The organism is Rhizobium sp. K33 (assembly GCF_056501445.1).
Genome location: NZ_CP096478.1, coordinates 2,840,425 through 2,866,778 on the forward strand (window position 1 = coordinate 2,840,425; position 26,354 = coordinate 2,866,778).

21 protein-coding genes are annotated in these 26,354 nt (G+C 63.1%); 15 read left to right on the top strand and 6 right to left on the bottom strand.

Going from position 1 to position 26,354, the window contains the following annotated elements:
• Positions 1 to 33: 33 nt before the first annotated feature.
• Positions 34 to 1,869 (bottom strand): ABC transporter ATP-binding protein, encoded by a 1,836-nt coding sequence (locus tag M1E12_RS13890; protein ID WP_479562199.1) that lies wholly within the window; start codon positions 1,867 to 1,869, stop codon positions 34 to 36.
• A gap of 44 nt (positions 1,870 to 1,913) precedes the next feature.
• Positions 1,914 to 3,077: a M20 aminoacylase family protein gene (locus M1E12_RS13895; RefSeq protein WP_479562200.1), complete on the bottom strand. Its 1,164-nt coding sequence runs from the start codon at positions 3,075 to 3,077 to the stop codon at positions 1,914 to 1,916.
• Between the two features lie 322 nt (positions 3,078 to 3,399).
• Between M1E12_RS13895 and M1E12_RS13900 the strand changes: the two genes are divergently transcribed.
• The 3 genes from M1E12_RS13900 to M1E12_RS13910 all read left to right on the top strand — a co-directional run bounded on the left by M1E12_RS13900 (position 3,400) and on the right by M1E12_RS13910 (position 7,110).
• A complete protein-coding gene (locus M1E12_RS13900) occupies positions 3,400 to 5,106 on the top strand; it encodes a peptide ABC transporter substrate-binding protein (protein WP_113461114.1) in 1,707 nt (568 codons plus the stop codon).
• Between the two features lie 74 nt (positions 5,107 to 5,180).
• The gene (locus tag M1E12_RS13905; RefSeq protein WP_479562201.1) at positions 5,181 to 6,191 is read left to right on the top strand and encodes an ABC transporter permease; all 1,011 of its coding nucleotides are present in this window, start codon (positions 5,181 to 5,183) and stop codon (positions 6,189 to 6,191) included.
• Positions 6,184 to 7,110 carry an ABC transporter permease gene (locus M1E12_RS13910; RefSeq protein WP_113461116.1) on the top strand — a complete coding sequence of 309 codons (927 nt, stop codon included), beginning with the start codon at positions 6,184 to 6,186 and terminating at the stop codon, positions 7,108 to 7,110. The genes M1E12_RS13905 and M1E12_RS13910 overlap by 8 nt, the downstream gene beginning before the upstream one ends.
• Positions 7,111 to 7,128: 18 nt before the next feature.
• On the opposite strand, the gene M1E12_RS13915 is transcribed toward M1E12_RS13910, so the two are convergent.
• The gene (locus tag M1E12_RS13915; RefSeq protein WP_136538032.1) at positions 7,129 to 7,830 is read right to left on the bottom strand and encodes a phosphatase PAP2 family protein; all 702 of its coding nucleotides are present in this window, start codon (positions 7,828 to 7,830) and stop codon (positions 7,129 to 7,131) included.
• A gap of 220 nt (positions 7,831 to 8,050) precedes the next feature.
• On the opposite strand from M1E12_RS13915, the gene M1E12_RS13920 reads away from it, so the two are divergent.
• From M1E12_RS13920 to M1E12_RS13935, 4 genes are all read left to right on the top strand, one after another.
• Positions 8,051 to 9,049: a P1 family peptidase gene (locus tag M1E12_RS13920; protein WP_479562202.1), complete on the top strand. Its 999-nt coding sequence runs from the start codon at positions 8,051 to 8,053 to the stop codon at positions 9,047 to 9,049.
• A 368-nt stretch (positions 9,050 to 9,417) separates the two neighbouring features.
• Positions 9,418 to 10,782, top strand: coding sequence for a bifunctional enoyl-CoA hydratase/phosphate acetyltransferase (locus M1E12_RS13925; protein ID WP_479562204.1), 1,365 nt, complete (start codon positions 9,418 to 9,420; stop codon positions 10,780 to 10,782).
• Positions 10,779 to 11,954 (top strand): acetate/propionate family kinase, encoded by a 1,176-nt coding sequence (locus M1E12_RS13930; RefSeq protein ID WP_479562205.1) that lies wholly within the window; start codon positions 10,779 to 10,781, stop codon positions 11,952 to 11,954. The genes M1E12_RS13925 and M1E12_RS13930 overlap by 4 nt, the downstream gene beginning before the upstream one ends.
• A gap of 82 nt (positions 11,955 to 12,036) precedes the next feature.
• On the top strand, positions 12,037 to 13,230 hold the full coding sequence (locus tag M1E12_RS13935; protein WP_479562206.1) for an alpha-D-ribose 1-methylphosphonate 5-triphosphate diphosphatase: 1,194 nt from the start codon (positions 12,037 to 12,039) through the stop codon (positions 13,228 to 13,230).
• A 16-nt stretch (positions 13,231 to 13,246) separates the two neighbouring features.
• Here M1E12_RS13935 and M1E12_RS13940 read toward each other — a convergent pair whose 3' ends face one another.
• Both M1E12_RS13940 and M1E12_RS13945 read right to left on the bottom strand, forming a co-directional pair.
• On the bottom strand, positions 13,247 to 14,299 hold the full coding sequence (locus M1E12_RS13940) for a dipeptidase (protein ID WP_479562207.1): 1,053 nt from the start codon (positions 14,297 to 14,299) through the stop codon (positions 13,247 to 13,249).
• A gap of 119 nt (positions 14,300 to 14,418) precedes the next feature.
• A complete protein-coding gene (locus M1E12_RS13945; protein WP_479562208.1) occupies positions 14,419 to 15,858 on the bottom strand; it encodes an amidase in 1,440 nt (479 codons plus the stop codon).
• A 432-nt stretch (positions 15,859 to 16,290) separates the two neighbouring features.
• On the opposite strand from M1E12_RS13945, the gene M1E12_RS13950 reads away from it, so the two are divergent.
• From M1E12_RS13950 to M1E12_RS13985, 8 genes are all read left to right on the top strand, one after another.
• On the top strand, positions 16,291 to 17,391 hold the full coding sequence (locus M1E12_RS13950) for an ABC transporter ATP-binding protein (protein WP_479562209.1): 1,101 nt from the start codon (positions 16,291 to 16,293) through the stop codon (positions 17,389 to 17,391).
• Between the two features lie 2 nt (positions 17,392 to 17,393).
• Complete coding sequence (locus M1E12_RS13955) at positions 17,394 to 18,317, top strand: ABC transporter permease (protein ID WP_479562210.1); 924 nt, start codon at positions 17,394 to 17,396, stop codon at positions 18,315 to 18,317.
• A complete protein-coding gene (locus tag M1E12_RS13960; protein WP_136538023.1) occupies positions 18,310 to 19,119 on the top strand; it encodes an ABC transporter permease in 810 nt (269 codons plus the stop codon). The genes M1E12_RS13955 and M1E12_RS13960 overlap by 8 nt, the downstream gene beginning before the upstream one ends.
• Positions 19,120 to 19,150: 31 nt before the next feature.
• A complete protein-coding gene (locus M1E12_RS13965; RefSeq protein ID WP_479564888.1) occupies positions 19,151 to 20,185 on the top strand; it encodes an ABC transporter substrate-binding protein in 1,035 nt (344 codons plus the stop codon).
• Between the two features lie 71 nt (positions 20,186 to 20,256).
• Complete coding sequence (locus M1E12_RS13970) at positions 20,257 to 21,438, top strand: serine hydrolase domain-containing protein (RefSeq protein WP_479562211.1); 1,182 nt, start codon at positions 20,257 to 20,259, stop codon at positions 21,436 to 21,438.
• 17 nt (positions 21,439 to 21,455) lie between these two features.
• Entirely contained in the window at positions 21,456 to 23,126 is a 1,671-nt protein-coding gene (locus M1E12_RS13975) for an amidohydrolase (protein WP_479562212.1), read from the top strand.
• Positions 23,127 to 23,141: 15 nt separating this feature from the next.
• On the top strand, positions 23,142 to 24,818 hold the full coding sequence (locus M1E12_RS13980) for an amidohydrolase (RefSeq protein ID WP_479562213.1): 1,677 nt from the start codon (positions 23,142 to 23,144) through the stop codon (positions 24,816 to 24,818).
• A complete protein-coding gene (locus M1E12_RS13985) occupies positions 24,815 to 25,495 on the top strand; it encodes a TetR/AcrR family transcriptional regulator (RefSeq protein WP_479562214.1) in 681 nt (226 codons plus the stop codon). Before M1E12_RS13980 ends, M1E12_RS13985 begins: the two co-directional genes overlap by 4 nt.
• Here the strand turns inward: M1E12_RS13985 and M1E12_RS13990 are convergent.
• A complete protein-coding gene (locus M1E12_RS13990; RefSeq protein ID WP_479562215.1) occupies positions 25,492 to 26,331 on the bottom strand; it encodes an amidohydrolase family protein in 840 nt (279 codons plus the stop codon). The two genes, M1E12_RS13985 and M1E12_RS13990, sit on opposite strands and share 4 nt — an antisense overlap.
• Positions 26,332 to 26,354: the final 23 nt, after the last annotated feature.

Here is a 26,354-nt window from a genome sequence, read left to right on the forward strand (position 1 = left end):
GACCGCCGCAAGCTTCTTCTCGCGGCGCTGACCTTAGACCTGAACGAGATGCCCTTCCCCGACTTCCCGATATTGCCGTACCGGCGGCTGGTATCCGACGGGCCGGATCGGGCTCTTGATTTCATCGGTCGAAAGATTGCGCTTGAGCTTCCGCCGCGCCGGATCCGGCACCGGAACAGCTGCCATCAGCTTTCTCGTATAGGGATGCTGCGGATTGTCGAAGACGGCCTGGCGCGGACCGATCTCGACGATCTCACCCAGATACATGACCGCCACGCGATGGCTCACCCGCTCGACCACCGCCATGTCATGGCTGATGAAGAGATAGGCGAGGTTGAAGCTCTGCTGCAGATCGAGCAGCAAATTGCAGACTTGCGCCTTGATTGAAACATCGAGCGCCGAGACGGCCTCGTCCGCCACGATGATCTTCGGATCGAGCATCAGCGACCGGGCGATTGCGATGCGCTGCCGCTGGCCGCCTGAGAATTCATGCGGATAACGCGGCATCATGTCGGCGGACAGCCCGACACGCTCGAGCAGATCGGCCGCCTTGTCACGCGCCTCGGCTTTCGTGCCGAGCTTGTGCTCGACGAAGGGCTCCATGACGGCCTGACCGACGCTCATCCGCGGATCGAGGCTAGCGAACGGGTCCTGGAACACCATCTGGATGCTGCGGCGCATGCGGCGCAAGGCCGCTTCGTCGAGGCTTCCGACATTGTAGCCATCGACCGTGATCTGTCCCGAGGTCGGCTGCACGAGACGCGTGATGGAGCGGCCGGTGGTGGACTTTCCGCAGCCGGATTCTCCGACCAGCGAAAGCGTTTCCCCGGGCTTCAGCGTGAAGGAAACGTTTTCCACCGCATGCACGGCACCACTTTTGCGACCAAACAGGCCGGAGCGGATATCGAAGCGCGTCGTGAGGTTCTTCACATCGAGAAGCGGCTGGCTCGTCTTCTCCGGCGCGCCTGCCTCTGCCTCCGGCACCAGCGTGTCTCCGGTCCTGATATCGATGACCGGAAAACGCATCGGCCGCTCGCGCCCACCCATGGAGCCGAGCTTCGGCACGGCAGAGAGCAGCGCGCGTGTATAGGGGTGCTTTCCGCGGTTGAAGATGTCATCGGTCGTCCCGGTCTCCACCGCCTCGCCGCGGAACATCACGACGGTCCGATCCGACACCTCGGCCACGACACCCATGTCATGGGTGATGAAGAGCACGGCCATGCCTTCCTCGTCCTGCAGCGTCTTGATGAGGTCGAGGATCTGGCCCTGGATGGTCACGTCGAGCGCCGTCGTCGGCTCGTCGGCAATCAAAAGCTTCGGCCTGGAGGCGAGCGCCATGGCAATCATGACACGCTGGCGCATGCCACCGGAAAACTGGTGCGGATATTCGTCGAACCGGTTTTTCGCATTCGGGATACGCACGCGGTCGAGCAGGCGCAGCACCTCTACCTTCGCATCCGCCGCCGAGATGTCGCGATGGCAGGTGATGGCCTCGGCGATCTGCTTGCCGATCGGGAAGATCGGATTGAGGGAGGTCATCGGCTCCTGAAAGATCATCGAGATCTGATTACCGCGGACCTGGCGCATCTGCTCCGGATCGAGCGTGAGCAGTTCCCGCCCCTCGAGCTTGACGCTCCCCTCGATCCGACTGGTGAGCTGCGGCAAAAGCCGCATGATCGACAGCGACGTCACGCTCTTGCCCGAGCCCGACTCTCCGACGATCGCGACCGTTTCGCCGGCCGCCACGTCGAGATTCATGTCGCGCACCACCGAGCGCCACTCGGTGCCGATCCTGAAGGAGGTCGTCAGCCCGCGTACGGAAAGCACCGGCGCCTCACCTGTTGTCATTCCCTGTGCCACCGCAGCCATATCCCGTTCCCCTGTTTTTTGTGTGTCGAGACGTGGTTGGTGGATCAGGCGGCGAGCGCCGTCTCGGCGAGCGTCACCCAATAGCTGATGCCATAGGGGATGACCTCGTCGTTGAAGTCATAGGCCGAATTGTGCAGGTTGGCCGTATTACCGTTGCCGATGAAGACGAAGGAGCCGGGCCGGGCCTCCAGCATGTAGGAGAAATCCTCTGCACCCATGGCCGGCGGAAAGGCATCGCTGACGGCGTGGTCACCGGCCACTTTACGCATGATGTCGAGCGCAAAGTCCGTTTCCGATTCATGGTTGATCGTGACCGGATAGCCCCGGTGATAGCGGAGCGTGGCCTTCGCCCCCATGGCCATCGCCACACCCGAGGCGATCTCGCCCATTCGGGTTTCCGCCATGTCCCGCATTTCCGGCAGAAGCGTGCGCACCGTGCCCGACAAGGTCACGGCATCCGGAATGACGTTATAGGCGTCACCGCCATGGATCTTGGTGACCGTGATTACCACGGAACCCAGCGGATCCGTCTCGCGCGATGCAATCGACTGCAGTGCCACGACCACCTGCGCAGCCGCCAGCACCGGATCGACACTCTTGTGCGGCTGGGCGGCATGGCCGCTTCGGCCCTCGATCACGATATCGAACTGGTCGGCGGCCGCCATGACCGATCCCTTGCGGGTGGCAAACGTGCCGACAGCCATGCCCGGATGGTTGTGCATGCCATAGACCTGGCTGATCCCGAACGTCTCCATCATGCCGTCGGCGACCATCTCGCGCGCACCGCCACCGCCCTCTTCGGCCGGCTGGAAGATGACCGCGATCGAGCCGCGGAAGTTGCGGGTCTCGGCGAGATATTTGGCAGCGCCGAGCAGCATGGCGGTGTGACCGTCATGGCCACAGGCATGCATCTTGCCAGGCGTCTTGGAGGCCCAGGACTTGCCGGACATCTCGTGGATCGGCAGTGCGTCCATGTCGGCGCGGAAGCCGACGACCGGTCCATCGCCACGATTGCCCTTGATGATCCCTACGACGCCGGTCCGCCCGATGCCCGTCTTGACCACGTCGCAACCGAACTCCTTGAGCTTCTCCGTCACGAAGGCTGCGGTACCATGGACGTCGAACAGCAGTTCCGGGTTCTGGTGCAGATGGCGGCGCCATTCAGCGACCTCCGGCTGAAGCTCGCTGGCACGGTTGAGCACTGGCATGAAATGACCTCTTTTTGTCGTTGTTCCCCGCAGGATTTCGCGCATACTGTGCCGTGATGCGCAGCTTTGGCAAGTCGCAAAATTCCATCTTGCATGGAAAATAGGCTTGTGTTTACATGGCCTAAATTTTAGCCAACCCGACAGAAACAGGGCTGTCCGGGAACGCCCGTCGCGACTCCGAAAAATCGAGAGAACGCCGAAATTTTCCTGAAATACCAAAAAGATAGGTGGTTGACATTTCTTGAATGCGCTGGCCACATCGCGGGTCGGCAGATCGGGTTACCATCATGCCTGCAAACAAAAAATAATGGGGAATGAGCACATGAACACTCGCAAACTGATGCTGGCAGCGTCGGCCGCCGCCTTCGCGCTGACGGCAGCGCCGGCCATGGCCGAACGCGGCACCGACGGCGACCTGAAGATCATCTTCTGGCAGGCCGTTTCGACGATGAATCCGTATCTGTCGGGGGGCACCAAGGAAGTCTATGCGGCCTCGATGGTCATCGAACCGCTTGCCCGATACGACGAGACCGGCGCCCTGGTGCCGATGCTGGCCAGCGAAATTCCGACCGTTGAGAACGGCGGCGTTGCGGCCGATTTCAAGAGCATCACCTGGAAGCTGAAGCCCGACCTGAAGTGGTCCGACGGCTCGGCCGTGACGGCCGATGACGCGATCTTCACCTGGAAATACTGCACAGCGCCGGATGGCGGCTGCGCCCAGGGCGCCTATTTCGAAGGCGTGACCAATGTCGAGGCGATCGACGCCTCCACCATCAAGGTCTCCTTTGCCGATGCCAAGCCCTATCCCTACAGCGCCTTTGTCGGCGCGCAGGCCCCGCTGATCCAGGCCGCCCAGTTCAAGGATTGCCTTGGCGTAAAGGCGCCGGAATGCACCTCCGCCAACTTCGGCCCGATCGGCACCGGCCCGTTTGTCGTGAAGGAATTCAAGCCGAACGACGTCGTGACCTTCGAAGCCAACCCGAACTACCGCGATGCCGCCAAGCCGGCTTTCGCCTCGGTCACCCTGAAGGGTGGCGGTGACGCGGCCTCGGCTGCCCGCTCGGTTCTTGAGACCGGCGAATTCGACTATGCCTGGAACATGCAGGTCGAGCCCGAAATCCTCGAGCAGATGATGGCAGCCGGCAAGGGCAAGATCGAAGTCGCGTTCGGCACCCAGGTCGAGCGTATCGACATCAACCCTTACGGCGTCGACCCCTCGCTCGGCGACAAGCGTTCGACCAAGGAAGCCGGCCCGCATCCGGCTCTGTCCGACCCGGCCGTCCGTCGCGCGCTTTCGATCGCCATCGATCGCGAGATCATCGACGAAGCCGGCTATGGCCCGAACGGCCAGCCGACCTGCAACATTCTGCCCGCTCCGGACATCTATGTCTCGACCGCCGTTGACTGGTGCCTGAAGCAGGACATCGAAGGCGCCAACAAGCTGCTCGAAGATGCCGGCTGGAAGATGGGCTCGGACGGCATCCGCGAAAAGGACGGCGTCAAGCTCTCCTTCCTCTACCAGACCTCCACCAACTCCGTCCGCCAGGGCACCCAGGCGCTGGTCAAGGACATGTGGAGCCAGATCGGCGTGTCCGTCGAACTGCGCAACATCTCGGCCTCCGTCTTCTTCGGCGGTGACCCGGCCTCTCCGGACACCTTCCAGAAGTTCATGGCCGACATCCAGATGTACACCAACAACTTCGACGGCACCGATCCGGAGAAGTACATGGCCGGCTGGATGTGCGACAAGATCCCGAGCCCGGCCACCGGCTGGCAGGGTGAGAACATCGTCCGCTATTGCAATGAGGAATACGACAACCTCGTGAGAGAACTCGGCAAGACCGGCGAGCTCGAAAAGCGTGCCGAAATCGCCAAGAAGCTCAACGACATGCTCTCCAACGATGTCGCTCAGATCCCGCTGATCCACCGTGGTCAGCCCTCGGCCGTCAACAACACGCTGCTCGGCGTGAAGATGAACGCCTGGGACTCTGAACTCTGGAACGTCGCCGACTGGTCGCGCGCGAAGTGATGCCGTCAGTGCCGGGCCTGCCCTGACGGGCGGGCCCGGCGCTCGCATTTTGCCTGCAGCCTGGAGACCAGCCGATGTTCACCTTCACCGTTCGGCGACTGCTGTTTGCAGTCCCGACGCTACTGGCCATCAGTTTCATCATTTTCGCCCTGCTCGACCTCGCGCCGAGCGATCCGCTGAGCGACCTGCCGCTGACCATTCCGCCTGATGTGCGCGAGCAGATCCGCCTCGCCATGGGCCTCGATCAGCCCTTCATCATCCGCTATTTCAAATGGCTGCAGCAGTTCTTCATCAATGAGCCGCTCAACATTTTCGAGCAGATCACCGGCCTCACCGTCGGCTCCGGAGAGCGCATGCGCGTTCTTTCCTGGGCGACGCGCAGCCCCGTGGTCGACCTCATCGTCCAGCGCCTGCCGCAGACGCTCTGGGTCGTCGGCCTCTCCTACCTCTTCGGTGTGCTGATCGCGATCCCGATCGGCGTCATCTCCGCCTATCGCCAGTATTCCTGGTTCGATCAGATCGGCACCTTCGTCTCGATGGTCGGCTATTCCGTGCCGACCTTCTTCACCGGCGTCCTGCTGATCGTCGTCTTCTCCTCCTACCTGCAGTGGTTTCCGTCGATCTACGACACCACGCTGGTGGTCAACAGCTGGGAGAGCTTCGTCCTGCAGGTGAAGCAGATGTTCCTGCCAGTCCTGGTGCTGACCCTGTTCAACGTCTCGCAGATCAGCCGCTTCGTGCGCGCCTCCATGCTCGACAATCTGAACATGGACTATGTCCGCACGGCCCGCGCCAAGGGCGTCAAGGAAAAGGTCGTGCTGCTCGTGCATGTGCTGCGCAACAGCCTGATCCCCGTCGTCACGGTAATCGCCCTCGGCGTGCCGACAATCTTCTCGGGCGCCATCATCACCGAGCAGGTCTTCCGCGTGAACGGCCTCGGCCAGCTGCTGATCACCGCAATCCAGGGCGGCGACATCCCGCTCGTGCAGACGCTGACCTTCATCTTCGCGATCCTGATCGTGCTCTTCAACCTGATTGCCGACGTCCTCTACGGCATACTCGATCCGAGGATCCGCTATGAGTGATGCCGCAATCTCGACCGCACCCGCAACGCAGGCCCGCACCGAAAGCGGCGGCTTCTGGTCCCAGCTCTGGCGCCAGTTCCGCAAGCATCCGGGCGGCGTCGCCGGCCTCGTGGTCTTCACCTTCATCGTGCTGGCCGTCTTCATCGGCCCCTATATCCACACGATCGACCCGAACAAGATCGACATCCGCGCCAAGAACCAGGGCCCGTCCTGGGCACACCCCTTTGGCACGGACAATCTCGGCAAGGACATGCTGGCCCAGGTGCTGGCCGGGGGGCAGATCTCGCTCGCCGTCGGCATGGCCGCCATGCTGCTGGCGCTCGTGGTCGGCACGCTGGTGGGGGTGCTCTCAGGCTATTCCCGCAAGCTCGACGGCCCGCTGATGCGCCTGACCGACCTCTTCCTGGCGCTGCCGCTCCTGCCGCTGCTGCTCGTGATCATCATGCTCTTCCGCGACACGCTGCGCGCGTCCTTCGGGCCGGAGACGGGCATTTTCATCCTGATCGTCTTCGTCATCGGCATCACCAGCTGGATGCACACCGCCCGCATCGTTCGCGGCGACGTCCTGGCGATCAAGAGCCAGGAATTCATCCTCGCGGCCAAATCGAGCGGCATGCGGGAATACCGCATCATCATCAAGCACATCCTGCCGAACGTCATGTCCTCGATCATGGTCTCGGCAACACTCGGCATCGCCACCGCCATCATCACCGAGTCCGCGCTCTCATTCTTAGGGTTGGGCTTCCCGCCCGACTTCCCGACCTGGGGCCGCCTGCTCTTCGACGGCGCCAACTTCCTGCAGATCAACCCGTCCCGCGTACTCTGGCCGGGCCTGGCGATCTCGCTGACGGTGTTGAGCGTCAACTACATCGGCGACGCCATCCGCGATGCACTCGATCCGAAGGCGTTGAAGCATTGAGAATGACGAGTGGGCGCATCAGCGCCCGCTTGGCCGCCCCAGGAACCACCTTGCCGCAAACCAGGCTGCGCAGGCCCAGACCGTGCCCGCCGCCCAGCCCCCGAGCACGTCGGTCGGATAATGGACGCCGAGATAGATGCGGCTGAGGCCGATGATGAAGGTGAGGAAGAGGGCAACGAGAGGGAAGAAGTAGCGCAGCGAAGGCTGCTCCTCGATGCGTGACAGCATGGCACCGAGCGTCAGATAGGTGATCGCCGACAGCATGGCGTGGCCGCTCGGAAAGCTCATGTCGTTGACCTCGACCAGATGCTGAACGACTTCCGGGCGCGGCCGCGCAATGCCGAGCTTCATGGCGCTGCTCAAGGCCCAGCCGCCGAGGATCGACACGGTCACGAAAGCGGCAGTCCTGAACTTCCGGCGCAGCGCCAGATAGACAACGACGATGGTGACGATGAGCGTCAGCACCGTCACCCCGCCAAGTGCTGTGATGTCCACCATCATCTTCGTCAGCCAGCCGGGCCCGACCGGCATGCCGACATCTGACGTGTCGCGCAGCATCAACAGCACGCTCTCGTCGAAGGCGCGCGTCTCGCCCTCCAGCACCTCGCCGGTCAGCTCGAACAAGAAATACGTGACCAGCGCCGCCACCAGGGCCGTCAACCAGACACGGGCTTCGGCCACCGAGATGATGCGGGTGAGATGGCGCTTGAGATGCTGCATGGGCGGGTTCCTGATTGGTGGCTGTGAGGTCTACATCGCGTCCGAAGACAGGCGCGTCAACCGCGCCGCGTGAGGCAAATGTGGGTGGGTCACCGTTGTTCCTTCACGAGAGTGTTCCTGATAGGCGGCCGACACTGCGAGTGAGCGTCTACACGCGGAAAGCGACTTGATCTTGCTGCATGCGCCCGCCACTCTCCGCCCACCCATCCGGAGACACCCCATGCCCCACGGCCCCCTCAACCTCCTGACAGATATCGACGGCCTCTCGGTTGGCCATGCGACGGATCTCGCCCTCGGCTCGGGCGTCACGGTGATCCTCTTCGACGAACCGGCAACCGCGTCCGGCACGGTGCTTGGCGGCGCGCCGGGCGGGCGGGACGTCACGCTGCTCGATCCCTCGATGACGGTGCAACAGGTCGATGCCTTCGTGCTCTCGGGCGGTTCGGCCTTCGGGCTCGATGCGGCGGGCGGGGTGCAGTCAGGCCTGAGAGCCGCAGGTCGCGGCTTTGCCGTCGGCTCTGTGCGCGTTCCGATCGTGCCGCAGGCGATCCTGATGGATCTGCTGAATGGTGGCGACAAGGACTGGGGCCTGCACGCCCCCTATCGGGATCTCGGTTATCAGGCCTACGAAAATGCAGCCAAGGGCGCCTTCCCGCTCGGCACGGTCGGTGCGGGAACCGGTGCGACGACGGCCCATTTCAAGGGCGGTCTCGGCTCGGCCAGTGCGGTCTCGTCATCCGGCCACACCATCGCAGCCCTCGTTGCCGTCAATGCCATGGGCTCGGCCGTGATCGGCGACGGCCCGCATTTCTGGGCAGCGCCCTTCGAGGAGGATGAGGAGTTTGGCGGGCTCGGTCAGCCCGTGCGTGTCAGCGCGGAAGACCGAGCCCTGAACATCAAGGGCCTCAGGCTGACGGCAACGACGATCGGTGCCGTGGTCACCGATTGCGCCTTGTCAAAGGCTGAACTGCACCGGCTGTCGATCTCCGCCCATGACGGCCTCGCCCGCGCCGTCCTCCCGGCGCATCTGCCGCTTGACGGGGACACGATGTTTTCCGCCTCGACGGGCAAGCGGGAGAGCAATGGCGCGGCCGACCTCATGGAGCTCTGCCATCTGGCCACTCTGGTGACGGCCCGCGCCATTGCGCGCGGGATTTATGAGGCCGTGGCGCTGCCTTGCCCTGACGCACAACCGGCCTGGCGGGATAGGTGGGGGTGACGTGTTCTCCCCTCACCCTGAGGTGCCCGACAAGGTCGGGCCTCGAAGGGCGAGGCCACCGACGCATGAAGCGCGCCACTATGATTTCGGTACGTGTGAAGCAAAGCGCGGGATGCTTCGAGGCCCGCGCTGCGCGCGGGCACCTCAGCATGAGGGCATCAAGTTACCTGCCTCTTTGCGTTCTCCCACAAGGGGAGAGGCAACCCTTGGCCCCGACTTTCGCCCAAGCTCCCCTTGACCCAAGTCAAGGACAACCCACCCTCATGCCTAGAGATTGCCCGCCAGAGTTGGTCATGCGGATGACGCAGACGAACCGCAGGATGAACGGATCGGGGGAGGACGGTTCGAGAATGGAAGATGAAGACGATATGGAAAGACCAGTCCTCACCAACCGCATGTTCGACGAGCTCAAGCTTGGCGATGCGGCACAGCTGACACGAACAATCGGTCCCGATGACATTGAGCTCTTTGCAGCGCTGTCGGGTGACAGCAATCCCGTGCCGCTCGGCCAGTCGCTGATCCCGGCCGGCATGATTTCGGCAGTGCTCGACACCCGCCTTCCCGGCCCCGGCACCGTCTATCTCGGCCAGGATCTGGAGTTCTGGAAGGAAATCGCGACCGGCGACCGGATCACCGCGACCGTAACCCTTCTGACCAAGGAAAGCGACGGCCGCACGCTGGTCTTCGACACCCGCTGCGTCAACCAGCATGGCGAGCCAGTGCTCGTCGGCAAAGCCCGCGTGCGGGCACCAATCGAACGCATCAGCTGGTCGGAAAACCTGCCCCCCGATGTCTCCCTGCAGCGTCACGACCGCTTCGACGCCATTGTCGCCGAGGCCCGCAGCCTGCCGATGGTGAAGACGGCGCTTGTCCACCCCTGCTCGCCGGAAGCGATCGAGGGCGCGGTCGAGATCCGCGACGAAGGTCTCTTGGAGCCGATCCTGATCGGCCCAGAGATGAAGATCCGCGCAGCAGCGGAGCGAGCCGGCATCTCGCTCGACGGCTTCGAGATCATGCCAACCGAACACAGCCATGCGGCAGCGGCCCTTGCCGTCGAGCTCGCCGTCGCCGGCAAGGTCGGCTCGGTCATGAAGGGCAGCCTGCATTCCGATGAGCTGCTCGGCGCCGTCGTCGGCAGCGGCTCCGGCCTCAAGACCGAGCGCCGCGTCAGCCATGTCTATGTCATGGACGTGCCTGCCTATTCCAAGCTCCTGATCGTCACGGATGCCGCAATCAACATTGCCCCGACACTTGAGCACAAGCGCGACATCTGCCAGAACGCCGTCGATCTCATGCATATGCTCGGCGTCGCCGAACCCAAGGTCGCGGTGCTCGCCGCCGTCGAGACGGTCAACGACAAGATGCCGGCGACACTGGAGGCCGCAGCCTTGACCGTCATGGCAGCCCGCGGCCAGATCCGGGGCGCAAAGGTCGATGGGCCGCTTGCCTTCGACAATGCGATCAGCAGGGAGGCCGCCCGCACCAAGGGCATCGTCTCCCCCGTCGCAGGCGATGCCGACATCCTACTGGTGCCGGATCTCGAAGCCGGCAACATGCTCGCCAAACAGCTCCTCTACTTCGCCAATGCCGATGCCGCAGGCCTGGTGCTCGGCGCCCGTGTGCCGATCATCCTGACCAGCCGTGCAGACAGCTTGCGCGTCCGCATTGCCTCCGCAGCGCTCGCCAAGCTCGTGGCGGCCAAGCGCGCGGCAGCGCTGGGACCAATGGCATGAGCCAGACACTGCTGCTGACCTTCAATGCCGGCTCTTCCACCGTGAAGATCGGCATCTTCGCCCGCGAGCCAGAAGGCGCGAAACGCATCGGCAAGGGTGTCATCGACTTCCGCGCCGAGCCGCTCACCTTCCATCTGGTCGAGGGTCCTCAGGTCTTCGACGTGCCGCTGGAGGCAAAGACCGACGACCTGCTGCATGACGTGCTGGAAGAGGTTTTTGACTGGTTGTCCGAGCATTATGATCTCGACGCTGTATGTGCCGTCGGCCATCGCGTGGTGCATGGCGGTGATCTCTTCGCCGATGCCGTCAGGATCGACGAAGATACCCTCGCCGGCATCGAAAGCCTGGTGACACTCGCCCCGCTGCACCAGCCGCAGAACTTGCGCCTCATCAGGGCGATCGCCAAACTCAAGCCTGGAATGCCGCAAACGGCCTCCTTCGACACGGCCTTCCACCGCACGCAGTCGGACACGGTCAGGCGCTTCGCCATTCCGCGGGACTGGTTCGACAAGGGCGTCAAGCGCTACGGCTTTCACGGCCTGTCTTACATCTATATCGCCGGGGTCCTGAAAACGCTCGAACCTGACACCGCCGCCGGTCGCGCTGTTGTCGCCCATCTCGGCTCCGGCGCCAGCCTCTGCGCCCTCGAACACGGCCTGAGCCGGGACACTTCGATGGGCTTTTCCACCATCGACGGCGTGCCGATGGCGACCCGCTCGGGCGCAATCGATCCCGGTGTGCTCTTCCACCTGATCGACGCCCATGGGCAGAGCGTGAAACAGGTCGAGGACATGATCTACAAACAGTCCGGTCTGCTGGGCCTCTCCGGCATCAGCGCCGACAGCCGGGCGCTTCTCGAGATGCCGTCGAAAGAAGCCTGTGAAGCGCTCGATGTCTTCACCTTCCGGATCGCCGGCGAAGTGGCCCGGCTTGCGGCATCGCTTGGCGGCCTCGATACGTTAGTCTTCACCGCCGGCATCGGCGAAAATCAGCCGACGATCCGCCGTTCGGTGGTCGAGCGCCTGCGTTTCCTCGGCCTCCTCATCGACGGCGAAGCGAATGACTGCAACGAAGCCGTCATCTCCCGCGAGGAAAGCCGGGTGAAGATCCGCGTGATCGCCACCGACGAGGAACAGGTGATCGCCGATGACTGCCTGAGCCTGATCGACTGAAGCACGAAAGGGAGAGGCTGACACCAAAGCGTCATGAAAGGCGCCTACAGACGCGTCGACTGCGAGCGGATGGAGGCGGACAATGCTGCGACAGGGAGAGGCGACGGGCGAAACGCAAGGATCCTCGCGCGGCGAAGTCCTCATACTCTCCAACGCCCGCGTTGTGACCCCGGAGCATGTGCTGCATGGCTCGGTCGTGGTTGCAAACGGCGCGCTGGTCGAGATCCACGAAGGCCCGTCGCGCCACGCGGAAGCGATCGATTTCGCCGGCGACTATCTCTTGCCGGGCCTCGTCGACATCCACACCGACCATTTCGAAAAGCATCTTTACCCGCGTGCCCATGTGCGCTGGGATTTCATGCGCGCCGCCCTCGCCCATGATGCCCAGATCATCGGCGGCGGCGTGACCACCGTCTTCGACAGCCTCTGCGTCGGTGCCACCACGGACAATCCGGAGCGTGCCGAGATCCTGAAACCGATGATCGAGGCACTGGAACAGGCACAAGGTTTTGGCATGCTGCGGGCCGAACATCTCGTCCATCTGCGCTGCGAACTGACTGACCCCGCCACCCCGCAACTGACGGCCGACAACATCGACCGAGAGATCGTTCGCGTCATCTCCGTCATGGAGCATCTGCCCGGCATCCGCCAGAGCCGAGACATCGAGGCCTATGTCGCAAGAGCCTGCAAGTCGACGGGAGAGAGCCCGGAACGGGTGCGCGAAAAGATCAAGGTCCTGGTGGCCGAGAAGAGCCATATCGCCGCCACGACCCGGCCGGATATCGTGGCCCTTGCCCGCGCGCGCTCCATGCCGCTGATGAGCCACGACGACACCGATATCGCCCATATCGAGGAAGGGGTGGCAGAAGGCGTCTCGATCTCGGAATTCCCCTGCTCGATGGAAGCGGCAGAAGCTGCCCGCGCCGCCGGCATGCACATTGTTGCCGGTGCACCGAACCTCGTGCGCGGTGGCTCGCAATCCGGCAACATCGCCGTGCGCGATCTGCTGCGCGCGCGCCTCGTCGATATTCTCGCGTCGGACTACGTGCCGCGTTCGATGCTTGACGCCGCCTTCATGATCGCGGCCGATCCCGGGCTGAACTATGACCTGCCGAGCGCCGTTGACATGGTCACCCGCAGCCCGGCGCTCGCAGGCAACCTGCCCGATCGCGGCGCCATCAGGACCGGCCTGAAGGCCGATCTGATCCGCGTCGACCTGCAGGACGGCCACCCCTTCGTCAAGTCCGCCTGGCGCTCCGGCCACCGCGTCGCCTGACAGGGGATAGCCTCGCTCATTCGTGCCAGGCGGAAGCCAGCACCCGAAGCCAGTTTTCCCGGCAGATCTTGTCGAGGTCGGATGGCCCGTAGCCGCGCTCCTTCAGTGCCGTGACAAGCCGCTGGTTGCCGGCAGCATCACCGATGACATTCGGGATCGTCGCACCATCGAAATCGGAGCCGAGCGCGACGCAGTCGATCCCCATACGGTCGACGAGGTAGTCGATATGGCTGACCATGGTCGCAAGCGATGTCTCGGCATCGTCGCGCCCGTCGGGTCGCAGCATGGTGACGGCATAGTTCAGGCCGACGAGACCCTTGCTCGCCTTGATCGCATCCATCTGCCGGTCGGTCAGATTGCGGGCGACCGGGGTGAGCGCATGCACGTTGGAATGGCTGGCAATCAGCGGCTGGTCGCTGAGGCGCTCGACATCCCAGAAACCCGTCTCGGTGATATGGGCGAGATCGATCAGAATGCCGAGCCGGTTGCAGGCCCGGATGAGATCCTCGCCGGCCTTGGTCAGGCCAGGCCCTGTATCGGGCGAGCTTGGGTAGGCGAAGGGCACGCCGTGGCCGAAGATGTTGTTGCGGCTCCAGACCGGGCCGAGCGAGCGCAGACCGGCGGCATAGAAGACCTCCAGCGACTCCAGATCCGCATCGATCGCCTCGCAGCCTTCCATGTGCATCACGGCCGCAAAGACACCGTCTGCTATGGCCTGGCGGATCTCGCCGGTCGTGCGGCACAGCCGCCATGTTCCGTCCTGATCCAGCCGATGGGCGATGGCCGCCATCTGCAGCGCGATGTCGAGGGACGGCTGCCGCTCGAGCGGCGGGTCGAGCGGCGTTGCATAATGCCCATTCGCGTCCGGCTCCCGTAGAGTGAAATCATGCGGCGATGGGATGTAGATGGCGCAGAGACCGCCGGCGAGCCCGCCGCGTTTGGCGCGGGGCGCATCGATATGGCCGGCGCTCGTGCCATTTCGGAATTCGGCAACGGGATTGCGGCCCTCGTTGCGGCTGCGCCAAAGACGCAGGAGAACATCGTTGTGGCCGTCGAAAACTAGGTTCATGAAAAGAGATCCAGAAGTGCTGTCGGGGCGATGAGCCCGGATCGGGAAATAGGCGGAACAAACCAACTGTTCCGGAATCGTTGGACCAAATCATGTCGCGCTTCAAGCCGCAGCGCAATTCATCCCGCGGCATCCGCAGCCAGTGGCGGCATGCGCGCCAGCCAGTCCGTCGCCGCCTCATAGGCTGCCGCAACCGACAAGACAGCCTGGTCAGCCCGCGGCTTGCCGATCAGTTGAAACCCGTTCGGCAATCCCTGCGGTGAGAACCCGGCCGGAAGTGCGGCGACCGGCAGACCGGCCATGCTGGGGCCGATCACGACTTCCATCCAGCGGTGATACGTATCCATGTGCTTGCCCGCGATCTCGCGCGGCCAGGGGATCTCGACATCGAAGGGAAAGACCTGCGCGGCAGGGGCGATCAGGTAGTCGTAGGTCTCGAAGGCCTTGGCCAACGCCTGGTACCACGCCGTGCGGACGGCCGAAGCCTCGTAGACGTCAGCTGCCTGAATGCGCAGCCCCGAACGGACCTCATACAAGATCTCCGGCTTCAGCGAACCGCGCCGGCCAGGATCCTCGTAGAAGTCCCGCATGCTGCCGGCGGTGAAATAGCTGCGAAGCGTCGTCCAGGCCCACCAGAGCCGGTTCATGTCGAAGTCGATCCGGAGAGGTTCAACGGCGAAGCCGAGTTTCTGGAAGACGGTCAGTGCCTTCTCGCTGAGATCGAGGACGCCCGGCTCGAAAGACAGGTGACCGCCGAAATTGCCGAGCCAGCCGATACGACCGCCTCTGGCCGCAATGTTTCGATCGAGGACGACAGGTCCGATGTCGAAGGATGATGGATCGCGCGGATCGAAACCGGACTGCACGTTGAGAAGCGTCACCACATCCGCGACGGAACGCCCCATCGGCCCGAGCGTCGCGAGCTGGTTCAGATAGCCATCGCGCCCCGGAAGCGTCGGGATACGCCCGAAGCTCGGGCGAAAGCCGACGACATTGTTGAAGGCTGCCGGGTTCCGCAGCGATCCCATCATGTCGCTGCCATCGGCGACCGGCACCAGCCGCGCAGTGAGCGCGGCCCCGGCACCACCGCTCGAGCCGCCGGCAGAACGGCTCAAGTCCCAGGGATTGCGGGTCACGCCGAAGACCGGGTTGTAGCTGTGCGAACCGAAACCCCATTCCGGCGTGTTCGTCTTGCCGATGATGATCGCGCCGGCCGCGCGGATCCGCTCGACCTGGATGTCGTCGAAATCGGGCACGTAGTCATGGAAAAGCGGCGAGCCATAGGTGCAGAGAATGCCCTTGGCCTCGCTCAGATCCTTGATCGCGATCGGCACACCATGCAGCGCGCCGAGTGCACCACCTTGCGCGCGTTCGGCATCTTTCGCGCGCGCCTCCGCCAGCAAGACATCGCGAGGCCGAAGGCTCACCAAGGCATTGACCTGCGGGTTGAACCGCTCGATCCTGTCGAGATAGCCTGCCATCACCTCTTCGGCCGAGAGGCTTTTCGTGTGAAGAGACTGTTGCAGGTCGGCGAGGGACAGGGACGTCAGGTCGGACACGCGAGGCTCCGTAGCAACTGTGCTGAAAGCAGAAAGGCGCTGACGATGGGCTGGCCGGCACAGTGGTGTCAAGCGTCCGGCCGAGCGCCTCGCGCAGGCCAGCCATGCGTTGCCGGAAAAGTTTGGACCTGCCCAAAATAAAAATGGTCAAACGACCAAATTAGAGGCAACATGCCACAAAAGAGGATGAAGCAGGCCTCGTCGAACTGCTTCTCCGAAACACGGGAACATCGACGAAATCAGGCGAAATCCAGCCTCTTGCCCGCCAAAGGCATCCGTCTGGATCAAGCCGCAAGGGGAGAGATCAGCATGCCCAGAAGCTGGCACGTCACTTGCGTGACACCACTTGCGCCACCCCGCGATCGGCAAGTTTCGCCGCATCAGGGGTCGACCGAAGCACTTCGCGCATAACCGAACGCCAGGGGGCACGGCTTGACTTCCGCATCAGACAAGGCAGCCATCGAAATACGCGGCGTGAGCCGCATCTACGGAACAGGACAGGACAAGGTCACCGCGCTCGACGGGATCTTCCTCAAGATCAAGGAAAACGAGTTCTTCACGCTGCTGGGGCCTTCCGGCTGCGGAAAGACCACGCTTCTGCGCCTCATTGCCGGCTTCGATTTCCCGACAAAGGGCGAGATTCTTCTGCATGGCGAGGACATCGCGCCGCTTCCGCCCTTCAAGCGGCCGGTCAACACCGTCTTCCAGTCCTACGCGCTCTTCCCGCACATGACGGTCGCCGACAACATTGGTTTTGGTTTGAAAATGCTGGGCAAGCCGAAGGCCGAGACCGAAGCGCGCGTGGCCGAGATGCTGGAACTCGTGCACATGACCAAGATGCGCGACCGTCAGGTAAGCCAGATCTCCGGCGGCCAACAACAGCGCGTGGCGCTCGCCCGCGCACTCGCCCCCAAGCCGAAAGTCCTGCTGCTCGACGAGCCCTTGTCGGCGCTCGACTACAAGCTGCGCAAGGAGATGCAGATCGAGCTGAAGCGGGTCCAGGCCGAGACCGGCATCACCTTCATCTTCGTCACCCACGACCAGGAGGAGGCGCTCACCATGTCGGACCGCATTGCGGTCATGTCGATGGGCAGCCTTCGCCAGGTCGGTTCGCCCTGGGATATCTATGATCGCCCGGCCGAACGTTTCGTCGCCGACTTCATTGGCGAGACCAATTTCCTGGAGGTGGAGGTCGCCTCCGTTCAGGGCGATCGCGCAAGCGTCCGGCTTCGCTCCGGCCAGGAGATCCCCGCGACCTTCCCGGAAAACACCACGCCATCTGGCAAGGTTACCATCGTGATCCGTCCCGAACACGCCTCGATCGTCGAGCCAACCGAGGCGGCGACCTTGAAGGGGACTGTCGAAAGCGTCGTCTATCTCGGCACCGACACCAACATCAACGTGCGGCTCGAAGGCGGCTCGCTCTTCAGCGTCCGTCAGCAGAACAGCCGCAGCGGCAGTTGCGGGGTGACGCAGGGCCAGAGCGTCGGCATTCTAGTCAGCGACGATGTCGCACAGATCCTGAGGGACTGACGATGAGCGCGACGAAAACGGCCCCCGAAACTGCCAGATCGCGCGATGTCAAAAACCGCTGGCTTCTGAGCCTCCCGGCCCTTGCGATCATCTTTGTCGCGGCCCTCGGCCCGCTTCTGGTGATGGTGCTCTATTCCTTCCTGGAGAAGGGCGACTACGGCGACGTGAAATTCGGCACCTTCTCGCTCGAAGGCTGGACGTCCGTCTTCCTGCAGCGGGACATTTTCGACGATACGCTGGGCATCGCCGACGCGCATCTCGCGATCTTCTGGCGCTCCATCAAGCTCTCGCTCTACACGACGATCCTCACCCTGATCCTGGGCTTCCCGACCGCCTATTTCATCGCGACCCGGCCGGCCCGCTCTCGCGAAATCTGGGTCTTCCTGATCACCATCCCCTTCTGGACCAATCTGCTGATCCGCACCTTCGCCATGCAGCAGGTCATCCGCAACGAGGGCATACTGAACAATGTGCTGATCTGGCTCGGCGTCATCGATACACCGCTGCAGATCATCTACACCGACACCGCCACCCTGCTCGGCATGACCTATGTCTACCTGCCGCTGATGGTGCTGCCGCTCTATGCCTCGATCGAGAAGCTGGATTTTCGACTGGTCGAAGCCGGCTACGACCTCTACGCCAACCGGCTGCAGGTGCTCTGGCGGATCGTCATCCCGCTGGTGAAACCCGGCTTGATCGCCGGCTCGATCCTCGTCTTCATCCCCTCGCTCGGCGCCTATGTCATTCCGCGCGTGCTCGGCGGCGGCAAGAACCTGATGCTGGGCAACCTGATCGAACTGCAGTTCGGCGCTGGCCGCAACTGGCCGCTGGGCGCTGCCATGTCGATCACCCTGATGGCGCTCGTCATGATCGCCCTGCTCTTCTATGTCCGCAACGCCGCGAAATCGGGGGTGCGTCATGGCTGAACGTCGCTTCGACATCCGCTCGCAACCGGGCTTCGGCACGATTGCCCTCTTCACCTTCTTCGCGCTCTACCTGCCGATCGCGACCCTGGTCGCCTATTCCTTCAACGCCAGCGACTCGCTTGCGAGCTGGGGCGGCTTCTCTTTGCGCTGGTTCGCCTCCGCGATGGATAATGGGGCCGCACAGGAGGCAGCACTGCGTTCGGTCATCATCGCCCTCTGGGCGGCAGGACTGGCCACGATCGCCGCCACCATGGCAGCACTGGCCACGACGCGCACCGAACCCTATCGCGGCCTGACGGCGAAATACGCAATCATCAACCAGCCGCTGATGATCCCGGAAATCGTCACCGCGGTGGCGCTTCTGATCGTCTTCTCGCGCATCAAGGTCTGGACCGGTTATTCCGGGCTCGGCTACCTGATCCTGGCGCACACGGCGTTTTGCATTCCCTTCGCCTATCTTCCCATCCGCGCGCGACTGGAAAGCATGGACCTGACGCTGGAGCGGGCGGCAGCCGATCTCTATGCGACACCCTGGCAGGCCTTCCGCTTCGTCACACTGCCGCTGCTCCGGCCCGCCATCATCGCCGGCTTCATGCTCGCCTTCGTCATCTCGCTCGATGACGTCGTCATCACCGAATTCGTCAAATCCGGCGGACAGGACACGTTGCCCACCTACATGCTCGGGCAGATCCGGCGCGAGACGACGCCCGAAATCAACGCCATCGCCACGATCTTCCTCGCCGCCTCGACGGTGCTGATCGTGATCTTCTTCTTCATCAACCGGCGCAAGCCGCAAGCATAAAAGCAACCAACAGAGAGGAACGGAAATGACCATGAAATGGATGACGACCACGGCAATCGCCGCGATCTCGGTGCTGGGTTTCGCGGGCGCAGCCTCTGCCGCCGGTGAACTCAACATCTACAACTGGGGCGACTATACGAGCCCGGAACTGATCAAGAAGTTCGAGGAGCAGTTCGACGTCAAGGTGACCATCACCGACTACGACTCCAACGACACCGCACTCGCCAAGGTTCGCGCCGGTGGCCACGGATTCGACATCGTCGTGCCCTCAGCCAACTACATGCCGATCTGGATCAATGAAGGCCTGCTGCTCGAAGCACGTCCGGACCAGATGGAAAACTTCAAGAACGTCGATCCGCGCTGGGCGGACGTCGAGTGGGATCCGGGCCGCCGCTACTCGGTTCCGTGGCAGTGGGGCGTGACCGGCATCGGCGTCAACACCAAGTTCTACAATGGCGATATCAACACCTCGGCGATCTTCCTCGATCCGCCGGAAGAGCTGGTCGGCAAGCTGAACGTGACGCCCGAAATGAACGACGTGCTCTTCGCCACGATCAAGTATTTCGGCGGCGACTGGTGCACGACCGACAAGGAAGTGCTGAAGAAGGTACGCGACAAACTGGTCGAGGCGAAGGCCAAGTGGCTCGCCATGGACTACAGCGTCACCGACAAGCTGCCGACGGGAGACTATGCAGGCGTCTACTACTGGAACGGCGCCATCATGCGCTCGCGCCTGCAGAACCCCGACGTCAAGTTCGGCTATCCGAAGGAAGGCTACCCGGTCTTCATGGACAGCGTCGTCATCCTCAAGGACGCCAAGAACGTCGACAATGCCAAGGCCTTCATGAACTTCATCATGGCCCCGGAAAACGCTGCCATGCTGTCGAACTTCGCCAAGTATGCCAACGGCATCAAGGGTTCTGAAGCTTTCATGGACAAAGAAATGCAGGGCGCACCGGAACTGGTGATCCCGGCAGAACTGGAAAGTGCCGGCGAGTTTCTGCTGAGCTGCGAACCGGACGTGCAGCAGCTTTACACCCGCATCTGGACCGAAGTGCAGAAGTAAGGCCGAACCAACAACAGATGAGACCGACACGGGAGGGCGACACCGCCCTCCCGCAGGAGGAGCATACCCTGATGACGACGCAGTTTGCCGAAGCCTTCGGTTTTGAAAGGCGGGATGTGACGCTGGCCAACTGGCGCACTGCCCCTTTCAGCCGCTTCAGCTTCGGCCATGCCGAGGAGATTGTCCCGAGTGCCAGCATCGCCGCCATGGCCGAGGTCAGCGAAGGGGCGCCTGTGCAATCGCCTTTGCTCGCTCAACACCTGCCGGAGGGGCTGGCCGGACAACCCAATGTCGGCGCCTATCTCGATTACGCCCATACCGACGCCTTCGTGCTGATGAAGGCGGGCCGGATCGTCGCCGAACATTATGCGCCCCATGCCGGCGTCAACCAGCGCCACATCATCTTCTCGATCAGCAAATCCCTGACCGCCCTCGTCATCGCCACATTGGAAGCCGATGGCCTGATCGACCCGGATGCCCCGGTCACCGACCTGCTGCCGGAAGCAGCCGGCTCCGCCTATGGCGACTGCACCATCCGAGACGTGCTCGACATGCGCGTCAGCCTCGCCTTCGACGAAGCCTATCTGAACACCGATGGTGCCTATGCCCGCTATCGCCGCGCCACCTTGTGGAACCCTGCCGATCCGGCTCAGCCGGACGAAACCTTGCTCGCCTTCCTGCTGACGCTGAAGAAAGACGCCCATCCGCATGGCGGCGCGCATTTCTATGCTTCTCCGAATTCTGACCTTCTCGGCATCCTGATCGAGCGCGCAACCGGCGAACGTTACGCCGATGTCTTGTCGAAACGTCTGTGGCAGCCGCTCGGCGCCAAGAACCATGCGAGCGTGACGGTCGATGCGGAAGGCACGGCGCGTGCCGCCGGCGGCATCTCGGTCACCGCCCGCGACCTTACCCGCGTCGGCGAAATGCTGCGCATGGGCGGCAAGGTCGAGGACCGCCGTATCATTCCGGAAGCCTGGATCGCCGACATGCTGACGGCTGGCGACCACCAGGCCTGGGTCGACGGCAAATCCAACTTCTTTCCCAAGGGCCGCTATCGCAGCCAATGGTACCAGTCGGGTGAGCCTGATGGAGCCTTCTGCGCCATCGGCATCCACGGCCAGTGGCTCTATGTCGATCCCTCCACCGAAACCGTGATCGTCAAGCTCTCCTCCCAGCCGAACCCGCTGGACGACGAGCTGAAACACGACAACTTCGCCTTCTTCCGCGCGCTCAGCGCCTGGACCGCATGAGATCAGAGGAGCCTGAAATGGCAACCACCGCAGACATCATCATCACAAATGGCCGCGTCCTGACCATGGACAGCGCCTCCCCCCGCGCCGAAGCCGTCGCGCTTGCCGGCAACCTCATTCTTGCGGTCGGCAGCGAAGCCGAGGTGAAGGCTCTGGCCGGTCCGAACACGAAGCCAATTGACGCCAAGGGTGCGACCGTGATGCCAGGCTTCAACGAAGCCCACATGCACATCTTCCCCGGCTCGGTGTCGCTGCGCCAGTTGAACCTGCACGGCATTCAGGGCTTCGAGCCATTGAAGGCCGCCATCCTCGACTATGCGGATAAGAACCCCGACGAGCCGCTGCTGATGGGTTTCTCCGCCGACTATTCGATCATCTCGCTCACCGAGCCCTGCACCCGCCATCACCTCGATGCGATCCTGCCCGATCGCCCGTTCATGATGTTCGCGCCGGACCATCACACCGCCTGGGCCAATACTGCCGCACTGGAAAAGGCGGGCATCCTGCAGGGCAAGGATGTCGGCATCGGCAACGAGATCGTCATGGGGCCGGACGGCCTCGCCAATGGCGAACTGCGCGAAGGCAATGCTTTCGGTCCGGTATCCGCACTCGCCTCCACAGGCGGTCGCGAGGAACTCGGCATGGTCACCGGCCTGGACCCGGAGAACGTCACGCCGGAACAGTTCGCCCTCGACCGGGCCATCCTGAAGGCCGGCCTCGACTATTGCGCCTCCTGGGGCGTCACCTCGATCCAGAATTTCGACGGCAACCACTATCAGCTGCGCCTGATGCGCGACCTGGAGCTTTCGGGCGAGCTCTCCTGCCGCATCCGCATTCCCTATCACATGAAGAACTTCATGGCGCTGGAGGACCTCGACAAGGCGGCAGCCTGGAAGAAGGAATTCGCCACCGACATGCTGCGCGGCGATTTCGTCAAGGTCTTCATGGACGGCGTGCTGGATAGCCAGACGGCCTATATGCTCGACGGTTACGGAGACCGGCCGGGCTACACCTATGAGCCGCTCTTCACGCCGGACGCCTTCAATGCCATCGCCACCAAGGCCGATGCACTCGGCCTGCAGGTCGCAGTCCACGCCATCGGCAGTGCCGCGATCCGCCAGACGCTCGACGGCTACGAGGCGGCATTGAAGGCCAACGGCAAACGCGACAACCGCCACCGCATCGAGCATATCGAGATCATCCATCCGGATGACATCCCGCGCTTTGCCGAACTGGGCGTCGTCGCCTCCATGCAGCCGGTTCACTATCCCGGCGGCACCTGCTTCCCGGCGGAACCGACCACGGCAAAGATCGGCGAGGACCGCTGGGACTATGCCTATGCCTGGCGCACGATGAAAGAAGCCGGCGCGCCCGTCGTCTTCGCGTCCGACTGGCCGGTCTCTCCGGTCTCGCCTTTCCAATGCATCCAGGACGCATTGACCCGGAAGCCCTGGAAAGAGGGCCTGAAGGACCAGCGCTTCTCGCTGATGGAAGCGCTCGAAGCCTATACCGCGATCGGCGCCTGGGTGGAGTTCATGGAAGACCGCAAGGGCATGCTGAAACCGGGTTACCTTGCCGATGTCGTGATCCTCACAAAGGATATCGAAGCCGTCGACCCCGAAGACATCATGGAAACCGTCCGCCCCGCCGTCACCATCTGCGACGGCCGCATCACCTTCCAGGCCTGAAGAAAGACATGTGCCATGAGCGCTGACATCATCATCCACAATGCCCGCATCCTTACCATGGATGACGACCATCCGCGCGCAGAAGCCATCGCGCTCACCGGGAACCGCATCACCGCCGTGGGAAGCAATGCCGAGATCCTTGAGCTCGCGGGACCGCAGACCCGCGTCGTCGATGCCGGTGGCGCAACGGTGCTTCCGGGTTTCAACGAAGCCCACATGCACATCTTCGGCGGCTCGGTCGCACTTGGCGAACTCTCGCTCTTCGGCGTGAAAGGCTTCGATGACCTGTCAAAGGCAGTGCGAGACTATGCGGCCGCCAACCCGGACCTGCCGCTGCTTGTCGCCCAGACGGCCGATTACACCATCCTCTCGGAAACCGAGCGCGTCACCCGCCACCATCTCGACCGCATCATCCCGGATCGCCCCTTCATGATGGTCGCCCCGGACAGGCACACCGCCTGGGCCAACACGATCGCACTCGAAAAGGCGGGCATCCTGCAGGGCCGCGATGTCGGTGTCGGCAACGAGATCGTCATGGGCGAGGACGGCCTCGCCAATGGCGAGTTGCGCGAAAGCAATGCCATGCGTCCGGTCGCCTCGATGAGCGTGACCGGCGGTCGCGAGGGGCTTGGTGTCGGCACTGGCGGCGACCCCGTGCACGTTACTCCGGAAGAGCGCGCCGGCGACATCGCGGTGCTGAAGAAGGGACTGGCCTATTGTGCCTCGCTTGGCATCACCTCGTTCCAGAACATGGATGGCAATCTCTACCAGCTCGAAATGCTGGACGAGATCGAGAAGACGGAGGGACTGCCGGTCAGGGTACGCATGCCCTATCACATGAAGAACTTCATGCCGCTCTTCGACTTGGAGGAGAAAGCCGCCGCCTGGAAGGCGCGCTTCGACACCGACAAGCTGCGCTGCAACTTCGTCAAGCTGTTCATGGACGGCGTGACCGAAGGTGAGACCGCTGTTTTCGTCGACGACTACGCCCACAAGGCCGGATGGAAGGGCGAGCCGTTGTTTTCGGGTGAAGCCTTCAACGAGGTCGCGACGGAAGCCAATCGCCTCGACCTGCCGGTCGCCGTGCATGCGATCGGCGACGGCGCCGTGCGGATGGTGCTCGACGGCTACGAGGCCTCGATCCGCGCCAACGGCAAGAAGGACATGCGCAACCGCATCGAACATATCGAGGTGGTTCACCCCGACGACATCCCACGCTTTGCCGAAACCGGCACCGTCGCGTCCATGCAGCCGACGCATCCACCGGGTTCGGCCGGCCTGCCGCTCGAGCCTTACCTGACCTATATCGGCCGCGGGCGCTGGCCCTACGCCTTCGCCTGGAAGACGCTGGTCGATGCCGGAGCAAAGATTGTCTTCGCCACCGACTGGCCGGTCTCGCCGCTACCGCCGCTGAGCTGCATCGGCGACGCCCTCACGCGCAAACCCTGGGCCGACGACATGCCGGACCACCGCCTTACCCTGCACGAGACACTGGCGGCCTATACCCGCACCAGCGCCTGGGTCGAATATATGGAAGACCGCAAGGGCGTCCTGAAACCCGGCTACTACGCCGACGTGGTGGTGCTATCTGGCGACGTTGAAGCGACCGCCCCCGAAGCCATTGCCACGCTCTCCCCGGTGCTCACCATTTGCGACGGCCGCGTCACCTTCGATGACGGAGGGGGGCGATGACGGAAGCAGCGCCCTCGCCGACCAGAAAACCGGCAACCGCAAGCTCTCGCGGACGTCCCGCAGGTGCTACGCGCAAAGGCCTCGAAACCCGTGTCCGCATCATCAAGGGCGCGCGCGAGGCTCTGGAAGAAGGGGGCATGGAGGCGCTCACGACCAGGCGGATTGCCGCCTCGGCCGGCGTCAAACTCGCGACGCTCCACTATTATTTCGACGGCAAGGAAAGCCTGCTGCTGGCCGTGCTGGAAGACCTGATTGCCGACATGGAGATCGCCTATCGCCAGGATGTGGCCCTACCGAAGGAGCCGGAAGACCGGGTCGAAGCGCTGATCCGAGCGAGCTGGCGCTACATCCAGCGCACCCGCGACAAGCAGATCGCCCAGACGGAGCTGACGCTCTATGCCCTGCGGACCAAGGGCTCCGAATGGCTCGCAGCCCGCCAATACAATGCCTATATCGATTTCTACGGCCATCTCGTCTTCGAGGACGACACAGACGAAGAGCTTCGCCGGATCGGTCGCGCCGTCGCCCGCCAGATGCTGATCGGGATCGACGGCATCATCCTGCAAAGCTACGCGCTGCAGGATCTCTCGGCTTCCAATGACGACATCGAGGCCCTGATCATTGCCATGCGCGGCTATTTCCGCAGGCTCATGGCAGAGCACGGCAAGGCAAGCTAATCGAGCTGCCAGATCCTCCGCGCATTGCCGGAGAAGAGCTTTTCCTTCTCTTCTTTCGTGCAGCCATGCAGCAGCGCCTGCGTGGTCGCGACCCAGGTCGAGAGCCCCCCGCCCAGGGTGCAGACCGGCCAGTCCGAACCCCAGATCGCGCGATCGAAGCCGAAGGATGCGATCGTGTGATCGAAATAGGGTTTGAGATCTTCCAGCGTCCAGTTCTCCAGATCGCCATAGGCCGGGATGCCGGAGATCTTCACACGCACATTCTCGCGCTTCGCGATGTCGTTGATCCCGGCCTTCCACGTTTCATAGCCATTCCCCTTGATATCCGGCACGCCGCAATGATCGAGAATGAAGGTGACATCGGGCGCAAGATCGACCAGTGCCTTCGCCTTGTCGATCTGATGCGGCAGCATGCAGAGATCGAAGGTGAGGCCCGTGCCGGCGAGACGTTTCACATTCTCGCGAAACAGCGCGCCCTCTGACACATCATCCGGCACGACATGCAGCACACGCCTGAAGCCTTTGACGAAGGGGTTCGCCAGCTGGGCCTCCAGATAAGGCGCAAAGCCTGGATCTTCCGGGCGGCAGGAAGCGATGACACCGCGAATGAGGCTGCCAGACACCTGCGACAAGTCCTGCAGCATGTGCGTCTCGGCCTGCATGTCTTCGGGCGCGACGTCCACCTCCATATGCAGCACCGAGGAAATGCCGAGGCGCCGGGCCTCCCGCGAATAGGTCTCCCAGGTAAAGTCGGCATCGAGCTCCGGCACGTTCTTCAGCCAGGGATAAGAGAGCCGCTCGCGATAGATGAGATGCAGATGGGTATCGATGATCATGGCTCTGGCCCCTCCCAAGGCCG

Excerpts from the sequence above, each read along its gene's own strand:
- M1E12_RS13890 (WP_479562199.1), bottom strand. The coding sequence starts at position 1,869 with ATGGCTGCGGTGGCACAGGGAATGACAACAGGTGAGGCGCCGGTGCTT.
- M1E12_RS13895 (WP_479562200.1), bottom strand. The coding sequence starts at position 3,077 with ATGCCAGTGCTCAACCGTGCCAGCGAGCTTCAGCCGGAGGTCGCTGAA.
- M1E12_RS13900 (WP_113461114.1), top strand. The coding sequence starts at position 3,400 with ATGAACACTCGCAAACTGATGCTGGCAGCGTCGGCCGCCGCCTTCGCG.
- M1E12_RS13905 (WP_479562201.1), top strand. The coding sequence starts at position 5,181 with ATGTTCACCTTCACCGTTCGGCGACTGCTGTTTGCAGTCCCGACGCTA.
- M1E12_RS13910 (WP_113461116.1), top strand. The coding sequence starts at position 6,184 with ATGAGTGATGCCGCAATCTCGACCGCACCCGCAACGCAGGCCCGCACC.
- M1E12_RS13915 (WP_136538032.1), bottom strand. The coding sequence starts at position 7,830 with ATGCAGCATCTCAAGCGCCATCTCACCCGCATCATCTCGGTGGCCGAA.
- M1E12_RS13920 (WP_479562202.1), top strand. The coding sequence starts at position 8,051 with ATGCCCCACGGCCCCCTCAACCTCCTGACAGATATCGACGGCCTCTCG.
- M1E12_RS13925 (WP_479562204.1), top strand. The coding sequence starts at position 9,418 with ATGGAAAGACCAGTCCTCACCAACCGCATGTTCGACGAGCTCAAGCTT.
- M1E12_RS13930 (WP_479562205.1), top strand. The coding sequence starts at position 10,779 with ATGAGCCAGACACTGCTGCTGACCTTCAATGCCGGCTCTTCCACCGTG.
- M1E12_RS13935 (WP_479562206.1), top strand. The coding sequence starts at position 12,037 with ATGCTGCGACAGGGAGAGGCGACGGGCGAAACGCAAGGATCCTCGCGC.
- M1E12_RS13940 (WP_479562207.1), bottom strand. The coding sequence starts at position 14,299 with ATGAACCTAGTTTTCGACGGCCACAACGATGTTCTCCTGCGTCTTTGG.
- M1E12_RS13955 (WP_479562210.1), top strand. The coding sequence starts at position 17,394 with ATGAGCGCGACGAAAACGGCCCCCGAAACTGCCAGATCGCGCGATGTC.
- M1E12_RS13960 (WP_136538023.1), top strand. The coding sequence starts at position 18,310 with ATGGCTGAACGTCGCTTCGACATCCGCTCGCAACCGGGCTTCGGCACG.
- M1E12_RS13965 (WP_479564888.1), top strand. The coding sequence starts at position 19,151 with ATGAAATGGATGACGACCACGGCAATCGCCGCGATCTCGGTGCTGGGT.
- M1E12_RS13970 (WP_479562211.1), top strand. The coding sequence starts at position 20,257 with ATGACGACGCAGTTTGCCGAAGCCTTCGGTTTTGAAAGGCGGGATGTG.
- M1E12_RS13975 (WP_479562212.1), top strand. The coding sequence starts at position 21,456 with ATGGCAACCACCGCAGACATCATCATCACAAATGGCCGCGTCCTGACC.
- M1E12_RS13980 (WP_479562213.1), top strand. The coding sequence starts at position 23,142 with ATGAGCGCTGACATCATCATCCACAATGCCCGCATCCTTACCATGGAT.
- M1E12_RS13985 (WP_479562214.1), top strand. The coding sequence starts at position 24,815 with ATGACGGAAGCAGCGCCCTCGCCGACCAGAAAACCGGCAACCGCAAGC.
- M1E12_RS13990 (WP_479562215.1), bottom strand. The coding sequence starts at position 26,331 with ATGATCATCGATACCCATCTGCATCTCATCTATCGCGAGCGGCTCTCT.